The following is a 12463-nucleotide window of genomic DNA, read 5'->3' as shown; positions in this document are numbered from 1 at the left end:
ACCCGCACTTGCGCAGGGGCCTGTCCGGGTTCACCACAACAGCGAGCGCTTGCGTCTGCTGCCACGATTCCCTCGCGAATTCGGGTCGAGGGGTAACCGGAAGCGTCGTTCACATTGTCGCCTGCTGAGGAGCTTGCTGTTTCATGGCGGAAGAGCAGGACAAGGACAGTAAAACAGAAGCGCCGTCGGAAAAGAAGATCTCCGACGCGACCGAGAAAGGCAACGTCCCTTTCTCGCGTGAGGTGACCGCTTTCGCCTCGACGCTGGCGATCTACATTTTCGTCGTCTTTTTCCTTTCGGACGGCGCGGCAAACATGGCCGAGGCGCTGAAGGACATTTTCGAGCAGCCGGAAGCCTGGCGCCTCGACACCGCAACCGACGCCGTCGCCCTGATTTCGCATGTCGTTCTGAAATGCGCCGCGCTGGTTCTGCCGGTTTTCATCCTACTTATCGTCTTCGGCGTCGGGTCGTCGATCTTCCAGAATTTGCCGCGGCCGGTCCTCGACCGCATCCAGCCGAAATGGAACCGGGTATCGCCCGTGGCCGGTTTCAAACGGATCTACGGCGTTCAGGGGCTGGTGGAATTCGGCAAGTCGCTGTTCAAGATCATCGTCGTTTCGATCGTCGTCGTCCTCGTGCTCTGGAACGATTATTTCGCCACGCTCGACATGATGTTCTCCGATCCGGTGACGATCTTCACGACGATGATCTCGGACCTCAAGCAGATCATCATCGTCGTTCTCTTCGCCACCGCGACGCTCGCCATCGTCGATCTCTTCTGGACGCGCCATCACTGGTACACGGAGCTCAGGATGACGAAGCAGGAGGTCAAGGACGAGCTGAAGCAATCGCAGGGCGACCCGATCGTCAAATCGCGGCTCAGATCGATGCAGCGCGACCGCGCCCGCAAGCGGATGATCTCCTCGGTTCCGCGCGCAACCCTGATCATCGCCAACCCGACCCACTATGCCGTAGCACTGCGCTATGTGCGCGAGGAGAGTGACGCGCCGGTCGTCGTGGCCATGGGAAAGGACCTGGTGGCCCTGAAGATTCGCGAAATTGCGGAGAAGAACGGCATCCCCGTCTTCGAGGATCCGCCGCTTGCACGCTCCATGTTTGCACAAGTCTCGGTGGATAGTGTCATTCCACCGGTGTTTTACAAGGCAGTCGCCGAACTGATTCACCGGGTTTATGCAGCTCAGCCGCAACAAAGACGGGTGACATGATCTTGAAAAAGTGCCAATTCTCCGAAGAACGAGAACAGATAGTTGCGGAGGCGATCCGTCCGGTTGCGACCGAATTGCGCCTCATCGATGCTGCGGATTTCATCGCGCTTCTGCGCTTCGAGTCCTATGCGAGCATCGCCGATTTGGTGGAATCGGCGGCAGAGCTCTATTTCCTGCCCGGCACCGTGAACTTCGGCCTCGGCGGCAACTATAACCTCGACTGGGACAGTCGCCCGGAGGTTATCCTCGACCTCGAACTGAAGCCCCGCGGCGTGACTGTCTATGCGCGCCTCGTGCTCGCGGGCGATACGGCCGGTATCGAGATCAGCCACATCAACTTTCAACAGCCCTCCGGCAATCCGGACGAGAACACGGCCTTTCTCGCCAAGAGCCTGGCAGAGGCGAAGTTCGTCAAAACCTATCCGTTGCCGCTGGCGAGTTGAGGAAATCGAACAGGCCGCGGCGGGAATTCCGAATCTCGACGGACCTTAGCTATGCTAGCTGATATAGCCAAGGCGGATCGCCTTGGCTATCGCCTGAATCCGGTTGACGGAGTCGAGCTTCGTCGTCGCGGCCCCGAGATAGGCATTCACCGTATGTATCGAGAGGCCCATCTTGTCGGCGATCTCCTCGCTGATATGTCCATCGCCGGCCATTTGCAGGCAGGCGATCTCGCGATCGCTCAAGGCTTCGGTCTTGAACAGGCGCTTCTCGTCGGCGGCCAGGAGGTCTGTCATGATCTGGGCGCTGCGGCCGTGCAGCTCGACGATCTGTTCGCCCGAAACATCGATGTAGCTGCCGGCGAAAATCACGTAGCCGTTGCCCTGCGCGCCGAGCCTTATCGGAAAGGCGATGCCCGAATAGGAAAGCTTGCGCTCTCTCAGCCGGCGCGTGAACGGGCCGAAATCCGAGGCTTCGGCGGTCTGATGCTCGCCCTGACCGTTCCAGAGCACCGGCAGCAGGGAAAGATCGAGATGCTGGAGCAACTCGTCGCCGTAGAGAATGATCAGATCACGCGCGTTTTCCTCGCAAGCGGCTCCCCAGTTGTGGAGGACGCAGGTGAGCTTACGCGTTCCGGGGACGCCCCTGCCATTCGTTCGCAGAACGGCGAAATTCTTGGCGTTGATCTGCCGTTGCATGGCCTGCAAGCGCGTCACCAGCGTCGCCGCCCGCGCCGCGCGGACGTTGCGACCCGACCGGCCGGCGTCGTCGCGATCCTGCGTCACGAGATAAGGCATCGTCACCGCTCCTAAACCAGATTGTTGCGCACCGCGTGGGCGATCGCTTCCGACCGCGTTCGCGTCGCCGTCTTGCGCATTACGCTGGTGATGTAGTTGTTGATCGTGTTGCGGGAGATCCCGAGTATGACGGCGATCTCATCGCTCGTCTTGCCTTCGGCAATCCAGAAAAGACATTCGAGCTCGCGCTCGGTCAGTTCGCATTCCCGGTCGTGGCGCACATCGGCCTTGATCTTGTGACTGGCGACATAGCCGGCAAGCACCGCGATGTCGCGCAGCGCCTCCTGGGAGAGGATCACGTCCTCGGGGAAGAGCAGCATCAACGAGAACCGCGTGCGCCCTACGCTGAAGGTCACAGCGCAATAGCTCCGGCTGACCCCCCGCGGCAAACCGATATCGTCGGGCAGCGTATGGAAGGCCGGCTGCAGTTGGGCGAGGCACTTTTCCAGTTCGGTGATCTTCGTATGGAGCCCGGCGATGATGCCCGAAAGACGCCGAACGATGTCGAACGGCCAGTCGGAACAGACGACAAAATCCAGTCCGCCGTCCTGCGAAACATCGTGCCGGGCGAGAAGGTAATGGGTTGCGCCGACATATTCCGTCAGCGCCGCCAATCCGTTGCCGAGTCCCGTACCCGAGGCCACTTCCCCAAGCCTTCGGATCAGTTGCTCCCTTGATATTTTGCGTCCACAAACCCGCGGCGCAGCGGTCTCCGAAGACCAGACTGCGTCCGACCGCGACATTTCCATAACTCTCAGCCCCCGTGCCGGATTCGGCGCCCTGGAATGTCACGCTTGCCCTGTCGTCCCCGACAGCCGGCTTCGCCGGTATTCTTGCCACCAAGCGAGTATCAGGACGCGAATCAATTGCTAAACTGTACATCGCCGCCCCCAAAAAGACAGGGCGTCCTGTTGCGCGATTACTTGCCAACCTTGCCTTGAGCCATTCACGTATGCGTGAGCCGGTCGGCGGCCGGGCACGCTTTCACTCCGACCAATTCTCTAATCAAGATGTTGATAATAAACAGTATCCTGCAATCGTCGTTTGTGGCCGCACGGTTGAAAATCCGTCACACCGGACGGGAGTTCGCCCTTTCGTTGCAGATAGGATGCTTTCAGGACGCCTCAACTCTTCATCCAAGACTTACTTTAAGCCGGGGAATGTTGCCGAAATGCATCAAATCCTGGCGGGCTCATTGACAGCAACGCCGGGAATGCGGAAAGTCTGTGCTTGAAATTATATTCCGCTCTTTCGAAGATATATTTTAATACAGCTCCGGATCCCGCAAACAACGCGGAGTAACTGACTGCGCGAGCCGCAGCACGGCGAGCGGCGTGCGAATCTAAATTAATTAAAAATTGGTTTAAATTTTCCGACGGCCATCGGACGGTATCCACGACGCGGGGCGGATTCTTTGGCCGGACTCCGCCGTGGCGTCGCCAGCCGGAGCTAGACTCGCCAATACTCTCGGAAGGCCCTTGCGCCGGCGCGGGCCGGATTGAGGCGCGCCCAATAGACAAAGTCCCGCCTGTTGGGCGGGACTTCGTTCCAGTTCAGGTTTCCGCCGGCGTTTTCTACGCTGCCCGATCGACCGCCCATTTTCGCAGGATCTTCGCCGCCCGCTCTTCGCTGATCTCGACCATCCGGGCGAGACGCCGCTCCGGCCCTTCCTTGACGCGGCGGTTGAAGCCCGCCTCGTCGCCGAGATTGAGCAGATCGTCGCCGCCGTCGAAGCCGAAATCGGAGCCGAACCCCTCCATGAGGGCACCCCCTGCGCCGGCGCCTGCCGGCGAGAAGTCCGGCAGTTCGAGCCCGGCGGCTTCGCCTTCGAGCTTGCCCGCCTGTCCGCCGAAGCCCAGCTGGCGGGCAAGCGGTCGCATCCCGAACCATACGACCAGGAAAGCGACTGCGACGAAGGCGAGCGCGTTGATGATGCCGCCGAGGTTGCGCGTGAGCATTTCCATGATCCCCGGACCCGGCACCGCCTGGTCGAGGAGCTGTGTCTCCACGAAATCCATGGCGTTCAACGTCACGACGTCGCCGCGGCCCGGATCTATCCCGGCGGCAGAGGAAACGATCTTCTGCATCTCCTGGAGATAGGCATCGATCTTCGCCTGATCCGCCGGTTCGCCAGCCATGGCCGCGAGGCGCCCGCGATTGACGACGACCGCGATCGACAGCCGCTCGATCGAATAGCTGTTCTTGACGGTGGCGATCGTCTTGCTGTTGATCTCGTAATTCGTCTGCTCTTCCTTCTTCTCCGCCTCGTCGCTCGACTGCTGACCGGCTCCGCCGCGCGGCGCGGCCTGAGGGACGTTCTGCTGGACCGTCGCGGCATTGTCCGGCTGCTGCTGGCTGGACTTCTGCTCTTCCTTGATCACGCGCGTCGAGCGCTCGACGCGCGATTCCGGATCGAAGACCGTCTCCTGAATCTGCTGCGCATCGGTGTTGAGCCTGGCGGTGACGCTGGTGCGGAAATTGTCCATCCCGAGGAATGGCGCCAGCGCATTGTCGATCTTCTTTTCGAGATCGCTCTGAACGTTCTGGACGACGCCGAGTGACTGATTGAGCGCGCTGTTCGACGGGTCGTCTCCGGATGCGAGCAGTTGGCCGGTCGAATCGAGGACGGTGACGTCGTCGACATCGAGGCCCGGCACGGACGACGCGACCAGATGCCGGATCGAGGACGCGGCGCTGCGGCCGACCGTGGCGCTTGCCCGTATCATGACCGAGGCCGTCGGCGTCTGCTCGGCCTTGCGGAAGCTGCCGCGCTCCGGCATGACGATGTGGACGCGTGCGGCGGCGATGCCGGAGATCTGCTGGATCGTGCGGGCGATTTCGCCCTCGAGCGCCCGAACGCGGGTCACTTCCTGCATGAAAGACGTGAGCCCGAGCGAACCGACATTGTCGAAGAGCTCGTAACCGGCATTGGCGCTGCTCGGCAGGCCGCGCTCGGCAAGCAGCAGACGGGCCTTGCCGGTCATGCCCACGGGCACCTGGATGCTGCCGCCGTCGGTGCCGACTTCGAAGTCGACGTTGGCTTCTGCAAGCGCAATGCTGATCTGGGTGACGTCGCTGCGTTCGAGGCCGACATAGAGCGTCTCGAAGGACGGCCGGTTCACATAGATACCGGCACCGAGGACGAAGCCGATCGCCACGACGCCGGCCACGGCAAGCGCAATGAGCTTTCCTTGTCCGAGATTGCTCAGATTTTTCGTGAACATCGAGAATTGATCGAACAGATTCATTCTGTTTCCGCACCCAGTATCGCAAGGCACCCGCTCCGATTATCCGGTCGGTACCCTGCGCAGATCCAACATTCGGGTTTGCTGGAAAACGGCTTGCGCTCAGCCGTTCTGCATTAGCCGCGAATCTACCAGCCCCGGAAGCGAAGCTAGGACACGAAACTTGCGCGAACTTGGCGAAAGGTCAGGTATCGGCGAACTGTCGCGCAGCGCACCGTCCCGATCGCGCGGCCGCCCCTCGTCCGCCAGTCGGGAGAGGGTTAGCCCTCGGGTTAAACCCGGGTGCGACCCGAAGGAAGGGGCACTCCTCTGCGACGGCGCCCCTCAGAAGGCCTCGAAGTCGCCGGCCGCCTTGGTCAGCGGCTGCGAATGCCCATGCCGGAGAATGCCGCTGCCGAGCGCTTTCTTCATGTCGGCAAGCTTGACGAGGCTGACTGCGGTGGTGACGTCGACCAGGCAGGTGTCGGGAATGGAGGCGGTGATGGTATCGATGAACTCGGCGAGCCCGCGCGTCTTCTGCACCGCGAGGTCGATGCCCTGCAGCACCATGATCCTGTCCGCGCCGGCGCAGTCGTCGCTCATGAGTTGAGGCTCTATGCGCTCGATCAGATAGGCGACATCGTGGAGCTCCGTGACGACGCGCATCAGCACGTCCGGCAGAGATTCTTCCGCGTGAGGCTGGTTGTGGTCTTTCTGCATTGTTTCCTCACGTGGCCTCGGCCGGTATGATCAGAAGAATTCGATGGAGCTTTCGGCCGGCTTCGGCACGGCGGGCCGCTGGTCCATCTGAAGCGCCCGCTGTGCCTCCACGCCCGTCAGCGCATATTGGCGCGCGCGCCCGGACGACGGCCAGTATTCGAGCTTGCGCCCATGGTCGCCGCCGGTGCTTTCGCCGACGATGCGGATACCCTCGTCCATCAGGAACTGGCGCGCGAAGGCGGCATTCTGCTCGCCGACATTCGAGAAACGCGCAATCGTCCTGGCGCCGCCGAAGATCTTCGCCTCCAGCCGGTCGCGCCGCGCCCCCTGCTTCAGGAGGCCGTTGATGAGAAGCTCCATCAGGTGCACGCCGTAGCGCGTGGCGTCCGCGCCGGAGCTCGGCGAGGTCGCCGATCCCGGCAGCAGGAAGTGATTCATGCCGCCGACGCCGGCCACCGGATCGCGCATGCAGGCGGCCACGCAGGAGCCGAGAATGGTCGAAAGCACGATATCCGGATCGTTGACGACCTTGAACTCGCCCTGAATGACATGAACGCGCCTGCCGGCAGCCTCGGTGTTCATTTCAGCGCCCCGAACACGGCCTCGATCGCGGCTTTCATCTTTTCGATCGTGAACGGCTTGGCCAGCACGTTGTTGGCGCCGAGCGCAGCCGCCTTCTGCACCAGCGCGCGGTCGCCCTGTGCCGTGAGGATGATGAAGGCGGCCTTCTTCGTGGCCGGGTTCGCACGCACCGCCTGGAGCAGGCCGAGCCCATCCATTTTCGGCATGTTGAAATCGGAGATGACCAGATGATGGGGATTCTGAGCCATGATCTTCATGCCCTGTTCCCCGTCACCGGCTGCGGTGATCTGCTTGAAGCCGAGCTGCTGCAGTGCGTCGCCCAAGAGCAGACGACTCGTGACCTGATCGTCGACGATCAGAACTTTTATCTTTTCGGCGAGAGACATTATTCGATTCCTTCTTTTCGGGCTGCCGCCGTCTTCAAAATCTCCTCCCCGATCGATCCGAGGGGGAGCTGCGTTTCGACCGCGCCCAATTCATAGGCGACGCGCGGCATGCCGTAGACGACACAGGTCTTTTCGTTCTGACCGAAGGTGCGTGCCCCGGCATGCCGCAATTTCAGAAGACCGGCGGCGCCATCGCGGCCCATTCCGGTAAGAATCACCCCGATGGCGTTGCGGCCCGCCAGTTCGGCGACGGAACCGAACAGCACGTCGACCGAGGGTCGATGTCCGTTGACGGCCGGCTGATCCACCAGGCGGCAGCAGGGCGCGGCGGCATTATGCACCTCAAGATGCCGTTCGCCGCCGGGCGCCAGGTAGACCTTTCCGACCTCGAGCCGCGCGCCATCCGTCGCCTCCTGGACCGTGGGGGCGCAAAGCCGGTTCAGCCGCTCGGCGAAGCTCTTCGTGAAGGTGTGCGGCATGTGCTGCGTGATCACCGTCGGCGGGCAATTCGCCGGGAACTTCTGCAGGACCGTGATCAGAGCCTCGACCCCGCCGGTCGAAGCTCCCATCGCGACGATCTTGCGCCCTGCCCGGTAGTCGGAAACGGCTGTCACCGCCGGCGCGGCCGCCCTGTTGCTGGTGATCATGGACTTGCGCTGCGAACGCGCGGCCGCCTTGACCTTGTCGGCGAGATCGCGGAACGGATGCGGATCCCCTTGCTGCGGCTTGCCGACGCAGTCGAAGGCGCCGATCTCGAGCGCGGCGATCGTGGCTTCCGCGCCCCTATGCGTCAGCGTCGAGACCATGATCACCGGCATGGGCCTCAGCCGCATGATCTTGTCGAGGAATTCGAGGCCGTTCATATTCGGCATCTCGATGTCGAGGGTCACGACATCGGGGTCGAGCTGCTTGATCGCCTGGCGCGCCTCGAGCGCGTCGGCAGCCTGACCGACGACCGTAATGTCCGGATCGGCATTGAGCACTGCGGAGATGAGGCCGCGCATGGTGGCCGAGTCGTCGACGACGAGAACACGTGCGGGAGTGCTCATGCCCGACCTCCGTGGAACTTGCCGGTGTGGCGATAGGTCGTGATGCCGATATTGTCGAAGAGCGCCTTTGCATCCCCCGACACACGTTCCGAGTGGCCGATATAGAGGTGCCCGCCATTGTCCAGCACGCCGGCGAAGCGCGACCAGATCTTCATCTGCGTCGGCTCGTCGAAATAGATCACGACGTTGCGGCAGAAGATCACGTCGAACGGCCCCTTGAGCGGCCACTGCGCCATCAGGTTGAGCTCGTTGAAGGTGATCAGCCGCTTGACGCGATCGTCGACCTGCCACTTGCGGCGGCCGCCGACTTCGACCTCGCTGAACCATTGCTTGCGCATGGCAGGGTTCACCGTCTCGATCGCCGTCGCGTCGTAGGCGCCGGCCCGCGCCAGCGACAGGATCTTCGGGTCGATATCGGTCGCGAGGATGCGAAAGTCGTAGTCCGCGGCATTGGGCAGCAGCGACAGCACCGTCAGCGCCATCGAATAGGGCTCCTGGCCATCCGAACACGCCGCAGACCAGATGCGAACGCGACCGCCGTTCTTCGCGCGGGCGATGAGACCCGGCAAAACGTCTGTTTTCAGGTGCTCGAAATGATGGTTCTCGCGGAAAAAGCGGGTGAAATTCGTCGTGAGATGCGAAAGCATGTCGCGGCGCGCCGCCGCCCCGGCAGGCGAAGCGACGAGCTGGCAGTATTCGCGGAACCCCTTCAGTCCGAGATTGCGGATATGCTTCGAAAGCCGCGAATAGACGAGCGATGCCTTCGATTCGTTGAGATAGATGCCGGCATCCGCGTAGATCATCGCGGCGATCTCGGTAAGATCGCGGCGGGTCAGCGGATATTCTCCGCTCGCGAGACATTCCTCCGGATACGGAGTCTGATCGATGTTGGCCCGGACCCTCATGCCGCCTCCCTTTCCTCGCTCGGGAAGACCGAGTCGAGCTCTACGAGGCAGATCATGCGCCCCTCTATCGCCAACACGCCACGTGCGAAACTCCGCTCGAAATCGGACGCGATGTCCGGTGTCGGCTGAATATCGCGGTCGGAGACGGTGAGAATGTCGGAAACGGCGTCGACCAGCAGGCCGACCACCCTGCTGTTGACCTGTGCGACGATGATCACGTGCCGAACCGTCGGCTCGGCCGCCTTCATGCCTAGCCGGGCGGAGAAATCGACGATCGGCAGCACGGCGCCGCGCAGATTGATGACCCCGAGCACGCAGGCGGGCGCATGCGGCATGGGGGTCGCCGGCGTCCATCCGCGAATTTCGCGCACCGACATGATGTTGACGCAGAATTCCTGGTCGCCGACGCGGAAGGCGATCAGCTCCCGTCCCCCACTGGTCAGATGTTTTGCGGCATTGGTCATGGGGATTATCCGGCGGCAGCAAGAGACATTTCGGGTTTCAGGGATTGCCCGCGCGACGCAGCAACGATGGCGTCGACATCGAGGATGAGTGCCACGCGCCCGTCGCCGAGAATGGTGGCAGCGGCGATGCCGGGCACATGCGTGTAGTTGGCTTCGAGGCTCTTGATCACCACCTGGCGCTGGCCCTGGATGGCATCGACCATCAACGCGCGCTGGCCACCGCCTTCGGATTCGACGAGAAGCGCCACACCTTCGACCGGGTTGGCCTGTGCCCCGCGAAAGTTCAGGATGCGGCCCACATCCACCAGCGGGCAGAAGGAGTCGCGGATCGAGATCAGCCGCTGGCTGGACCCGAAGCTGTGGATCGCGGAGGCCTCCGGCTGCAGCGTCTCGACGATTGCCGTCAGCGGCACGACGAGCGTCTGGTTGGCGACAGTCACCACCATGCCGTCGAGGACGGCGAGCGTCAGCGGCAGGCTCATGGTGAAGATCGAGCCCTGGCCCGGCTTCGAAGAGATGTTGATGCGGCCGCCGAGTGCCTGGATGGAGCGCTTGACGACATCCATGCCGACACCGCGGCCGGAAATGTCGGAGATCTTGTCGGCCGTGGAGAAACCCGCGTGGAAGATCAGGTTGTCGACCTCCTCGTCCGAAAGGTTTGCGTCCGCGGCAATGAGATCGTTGTCGATCGCCTTCTGGCGCACCTTCTCGCGATTGATGCCGGCGCCGTCGTCTGCAAGCTCGATGACGATGCGGCCGGAGCGGTGCTTGGCCGTCAGCCGCACCGTTCCTTCCGGGTTCTTGCCCGCGGCAACCCGTTTTTCGGGCGTCTCGAGACCGTGATCGACCGCGTTGCGGATCATGTGCGTGAGCGGCTCGGCGAGCTTGTCGATCACCGTCTTGTCGACTTCCGTATTTTCACCCTCGGTGATGAGACGGACGGACTTGCCGGTCATGTCGGCGATTTCGCGGACGATGCGGGACATGCGCTGGAAGACCGGCTTGACCGGCTGCGCGCGGATCGCCATGACGCTGTCCTGGATTTCGCGCGTAAGCTGCTGCAGTTCCTCCAGGCCCATATTGATCGACGACGTGCCGTTGGTGTCGTTTTCGATCACGCTCTGCGACAGCATCGCCTGGTTGATGACGAGTTCCCCGACGAGATTGATCAGGCGGTCGACCCGATCGAGATCGACGCGAATGGTCGGGGTCGCGGCGGAAGCGGCCTGCTGGGCGGCAGCCTGTGCCGCCGATGCCGACTGGGAATTGCGGGCATTCTCCGGGGAGACGCGCGCCGTGGACTGCGCCATTTGCAGGACGTTGCTCGCCGTCTGCGCCGCCGCGACGGCCGCATTCCGGGGGTCGCCCTCGCTGGTGGCGGCCCGGTTCTCTTGCCCGGCAGGCGCCTGGGCTTCCTCATCGAGGATCGAAAGGTCGAAGGGGACGGGCTGCATCGGCAGGTCCTCGTCCATCCCGACCATACCGCCGGCAAGCGCGACGTCGAGGTCGCAATCCCACTCGGCGAATTCGAATACGGAGCGGATCGCCTCTTCGCCCTGGTCGGTCTTGAGCGAAACCTTCCACGAGAAATAGGCCTCCTCCGGATTCATCCGGTCCAGCGGCGGCAGAGTGTCCATCTCGCAATGGATGCTCATTTCGCCGAGGCGCGAGAGATCGCGCAGGAGCAGCGTGGCGTCGTTGCCCTTGGAATAAAGATCCGACTTGGGCTTGAAGACGATCTCATAGGTGGACGGTTCGATCGTCGGCTCGTCGCCTGTCTCGAAATCGTCGAAGGAGAAGGCAACCGGCTGGAAGCCTTCCTCGTTGACGGCCGGAGCAGCCGGGGCAATGCCGACCGGCGCCGTCTTCGGCGCGGATTCGGCGGCGGCTTGCGGCAATTCGCCGTTGGCGAGTGCTTCGAGTTCCTTGATCAGTTGCCGGCTGCGCGCCTCGTCGACGCCGCCGCCGTCACGGGCGGCGTTGGTGAGATCGGCAAGCACGTCCGCCGATCTCAGCATGACTTTCAAAACGTCCTGATTGGGTTCCAGCCTGTTGGATCGAACGCAATCGAGCGTCGTCTCGAACACATGCGCGAAGGAGACGAGATCGTCGAGCCCGAAGGCGCCGGCGCCACCCTTGATGGAATGGACCGCACGGAAAACGGCATTCACCGTTTCCGGATCGCGATCGCCGTCATTGAGCTTGAGGAGACCCGATTCCAGTTCCGCGAGTTGCTCCTCGCATTCCTGGAAGAAAATCTCTTTGATTTCGTTCATGTCCATTGGATGGCTGTCCCCGGAATTCAGGCCGTTACGCGCTCGATGGCATCGATCAGCTTGGTCGGGTCGAACGGTTTGACGATCCAGCCGGTGGCGCCCGCCTGCCGCGCACGGTTCTTCTTGTCCGCATCGCTCTCGGTGGTCAGCACGAGGATCGGCACCGCACGGTAGCGATCGTTCTTGCGCACACCCTCGATGAAGCCGAAGCCGTCGAGGCGCGGCATGTTGATGTCCGTTACGATCACGTCGGGGTTGGCCGTGTCGAGCTTCTCGAGGCCCTCGACGCCATCCTCCGCCTGGATCGTTTCGAATCCGGCATTGTTGAGGGTGACGAGAAGCATGTTCCGGATCGTCCGGGAATCGTCGACAGTCAGAACTCTCTTCTTCATT

Annotated in this window: 13 protein-coding genes; 2 read left to right on the top strand and 11 right to left on the bottom strand. The window is 62.4% G+C overall.

Going from position 1 to position 12463, the window contains the following annotated elements; translation table 11 throughout:
• Positions 1–143 precede the first annotated feature (143 nt).
• Together flhB and ACFHWW_RS25885 are read left to right on the top strand one after the other, a co-directional pair.
• A complete protein-coding gene (flhB, locus tag ACFHWW_RS25890; RefSeq protein WP_100669601.1) occupies positions 144–1226 on the top strand; it encodes a flagellar biosynthesis protein FlhB in 1083 nt (360 codons plus the stop codon).
• Positions 1223–1669 carry a hypothetical protein gene (locus ACFHWW_RS25885; RefSeq protein ID WP_100669603.1) on the top strand — a complete coding sequence of 149 codons (447 nt, stop codon included), beginning with the start codon at positions 1223–1225 and terminating at the stop codon, positions 1667–1669. Before flhB ends, ACFHWW_RS25885 begins: the two co-directional genes overlap by 4 nt.
• A gap of 54 nt (positions 1670–1723) precedes the next feature.
• On the opposite strand, the gene visR is transcribed toward ACFHWW_RS25885, so the two are convergent.
• The 11 genes from visR to ACFHWW_RS25830 form a co-directional block, all read right to left on the bottom strand.
• Entirely contained in the window at positions 1724–2464 is a 741-nt protein-coding gene (gene visR / locus ACFHWW_RS25880) for a transcriptional regulator VisR (protein ID WP_379941678.1), read from the bottom strand.
• Positions 2465–2475: 11 nt separating this feature from the next.
• Complete coding sequence (gene visN / locus ACFHWW_RS25875) at positions 2476–3213, bottom strand: transcriptional regulator VisN (RefSeq protein WP_100669607.1); 738 nt, start codon at positions 3211–3213, stop codon at positions 2476–2478.
• Between the two features lie 825 nt (positions 3214–4038).
• Positions 4039–5712 carry a flagellar basal-body MS-ring/collar protein FliF gene (gene fliF / locus ACFHWW_RS25870; RefSeq protein ID WP_100669609.1) on the bottom strand — a complete coding sequence of 558 codons (1674 nt, stop codon included), beginning with the start codon at positions 5710–5712 and terminating at the stop codon, positions 4039–4041.
• Between the two features lie 321 nt (positions 5713–6033).
• Positions 6034–6408: a hypothetical protein gene (locus ACFHWW_RS25865; protein ID WP_379941674.1), complete on the bottom strand. Its 375-nt coding sequence runs from the start codon at positions 6406–6408 to the stop codon at positions 6034–6036.
• Positions 6409–6438: 30 nt separating this feature from the next.
• Entirely contained in the window at positions 6439–6990 is a 552-nt protein-coding gene (gene cheD, locus ACFHWW_RS25860) for a chemoreceptor glutamine deamidase CheD (RefSeq protein ID WP_018094208.1), read from the bottom strand.
• On the bottom strand, positions 6987–7376 hold the full coding sequence (locus tag ACFHWW_RS25855; protein ID WP_003529938.1) for a response regulator: 390 nt from the start codon (positions 7374–7376) through the stop codon (positions 6987–6989). The genes cheD and ACFHWW_RS25855 overlap by 4 nt, the downstream gene beginning before the upstream one ends.
• Complete coding sequence (locus ACFHWW_RS25850) at positions 7376–8425, bottom strand: chemotaxis response regulator protein-glutamate methylesterase (protein ID WP_275596779.1); 1050 nt, start codon at positions 8423–8425, stop codon at positions 7376–7378. Before ACFHWW_RS25850 ends, ACFHWW_RS25855 begins: the two co-directional genes overlap by 1 nt.
• Positions 8422–9330, bottom strand: a complete 909-nt coding sequence (cheR, locus tag ACFHWW_RS25845) for a protein-glutamate O-methyltransferase CheR (RefSeq protein ID WP_379941670.1) — start codon at positions 9328–9330, stop codon at positions 8422–8424. Before cheR ends, ACFHWW_RS25850 begins: the two co-directional genes overlap by 4 nt.
• A complete protein-coding gene (locus ACFHWW_RS25840) occupies positions 9327–9794 on the bottom strand; it encodes a chemotaxis protein CheW (RefSeq protein ID WP_100669615.1) in 468 nt (155 codons plus the stop codon). Before ACFHWW_RS25840 ends, cheR begins: the two co-directional genes overlap by 4 nt.
• A 5-nt stretch (positions 9795–9799) precedes the next feature.
• Positions 9800–12076 (bottom strand): chemotaxis protein CheA, encoded by a 2277-nt coding sequence (locus ACFHWW_RS25835; protein WP_324762896.1) that lies wholly within the window; start codon positions 12074–12076, stop codon positions 9800–9802.
• A 20-nt stretch (positions 12077–12096) separates the two neighbouring features.
• Positions 12097–12462: a response regulator gene (locus ACFHWW_RS25830; protein WP_018094203.1), complete on the bottom strand. Its 366-nt coding sequence runs from the start codon at positions 12460–12462 to the stop codon at positions 12097–12099.
• Position 12463 lies beyond the last annotated feature (1 nt).

The organism is Sinorhizobium sp. P24N7 (genome assembly GCF_042436655.1).
In the GTDB taxonomy this organism is placed as follows: Bacteria; Pseudomonadota; Alphaproteobacteria; order Rhizobiales; family Rhizobiaceae; genus Sinorhizobium; species Sinorhizobium meliloti_A.
This window is presented reverse-complemented; position numbering and strand designations above follow the sequence as displayed.

What these genes read in the sequence shown, in the direction of transcription:
- flhB (WP_100669601.1), top strand. Translation starts at nt 144, where the DNA reads ATGGCGGAAGAGCAGGACAAGGACAGTAAAACAGAAGCGCCGTCGGAA.
- ACFHWW_RS25885 (WP_100669603.1), top strand. Translation starts at nt 1,223, where the DNA reads ATGATCTTGAAAAAGTGCCAATTCTCCGAAGAACGAGAACAGATAGTT.
- visR (WP_379941678.1), bottom strand. Translation starts at nt 2,464, where the DNA reads ATGCCTTATCTCGTGACGCAGGATCGCGACGACGCCGGCCGGTCGGGT.
- visN (WP_100669607.1), bottom strand. Translation starts at nt 3,213, where the DNA reads ATGGAAATGTCGCGGTCGGACGCAGTCTGGTCTTCGGAGACCGCTGCG.
- fliF (WP_100669609.1), bottom strand. Translation starts at nt 5,712, where the DNA reads ATGAATCTGTTCGATCAATTCTCGATGTTCACGAAAAATCTGAGCAAT.
- ACFHWW_RS25865 (WP_379941674.1), bottom strand. Translation starts at nt 6,408, where the DNA reads ATGCAGAAAGACCACAACCAGCCTCACGCGGAAGAATCTCTGCCGGAC.
- cheD (WP_018094208.1), bottom strand. Translation starts at nt 6,990, where the DNA reads ATGAACACCGAGGCTGCCGGCAGGCGCGTTCATGTCATTCAGGGCGAG.
- ACFHWW_RS25855 (WP_003529938.1), bottom strand. Translation starts at nt 7,376, where the DNA reads ATGTCTCTCGCCGAAAAGATAAAAGTTCTGATCGTCGACGATCAGGTC.
- ACFHWW_RS25850 (WP_275596779.1), bottom strand. Translation starts at nt 8,425, where the DNA reads ATGAGCACTCCCGCACGTGTTCTCGTCGTCGACGACTCGGCCACCATG.
- cheR (WP_379941670.1), bottom strand. Translation starts at nt 9,330, where the DNA reads ATGAGGGTCCGGGCCAACATCGATCAGACTCCGTATCCGGAGGAATGT.
- ACFHWW_RS25840 (WP_100669615.1), bottom strand. Translation starts at nt 9,794, where the DNA reads ATGACCAATGCCGCAAAACATCTGACCAGTGGGGGACGGGAGCTGATC.
- ACFHWW_RS25835 (WP_324762896.1), bottom strand. Translation starts at nt 12,076, where the DNA reads ATGGACATGAACGAAATCAAAGAGATTTTCTTCCAGGAATGCGAGGAG.
- ACFHWW_RS25830 (WP_018094203.1), bottom strand. Translation starts at nt 12,462, where the DNA reads ATGAAGAAGAGAGTTCTGACTGTCGACGATTCCCGGACGATCCGGAAC.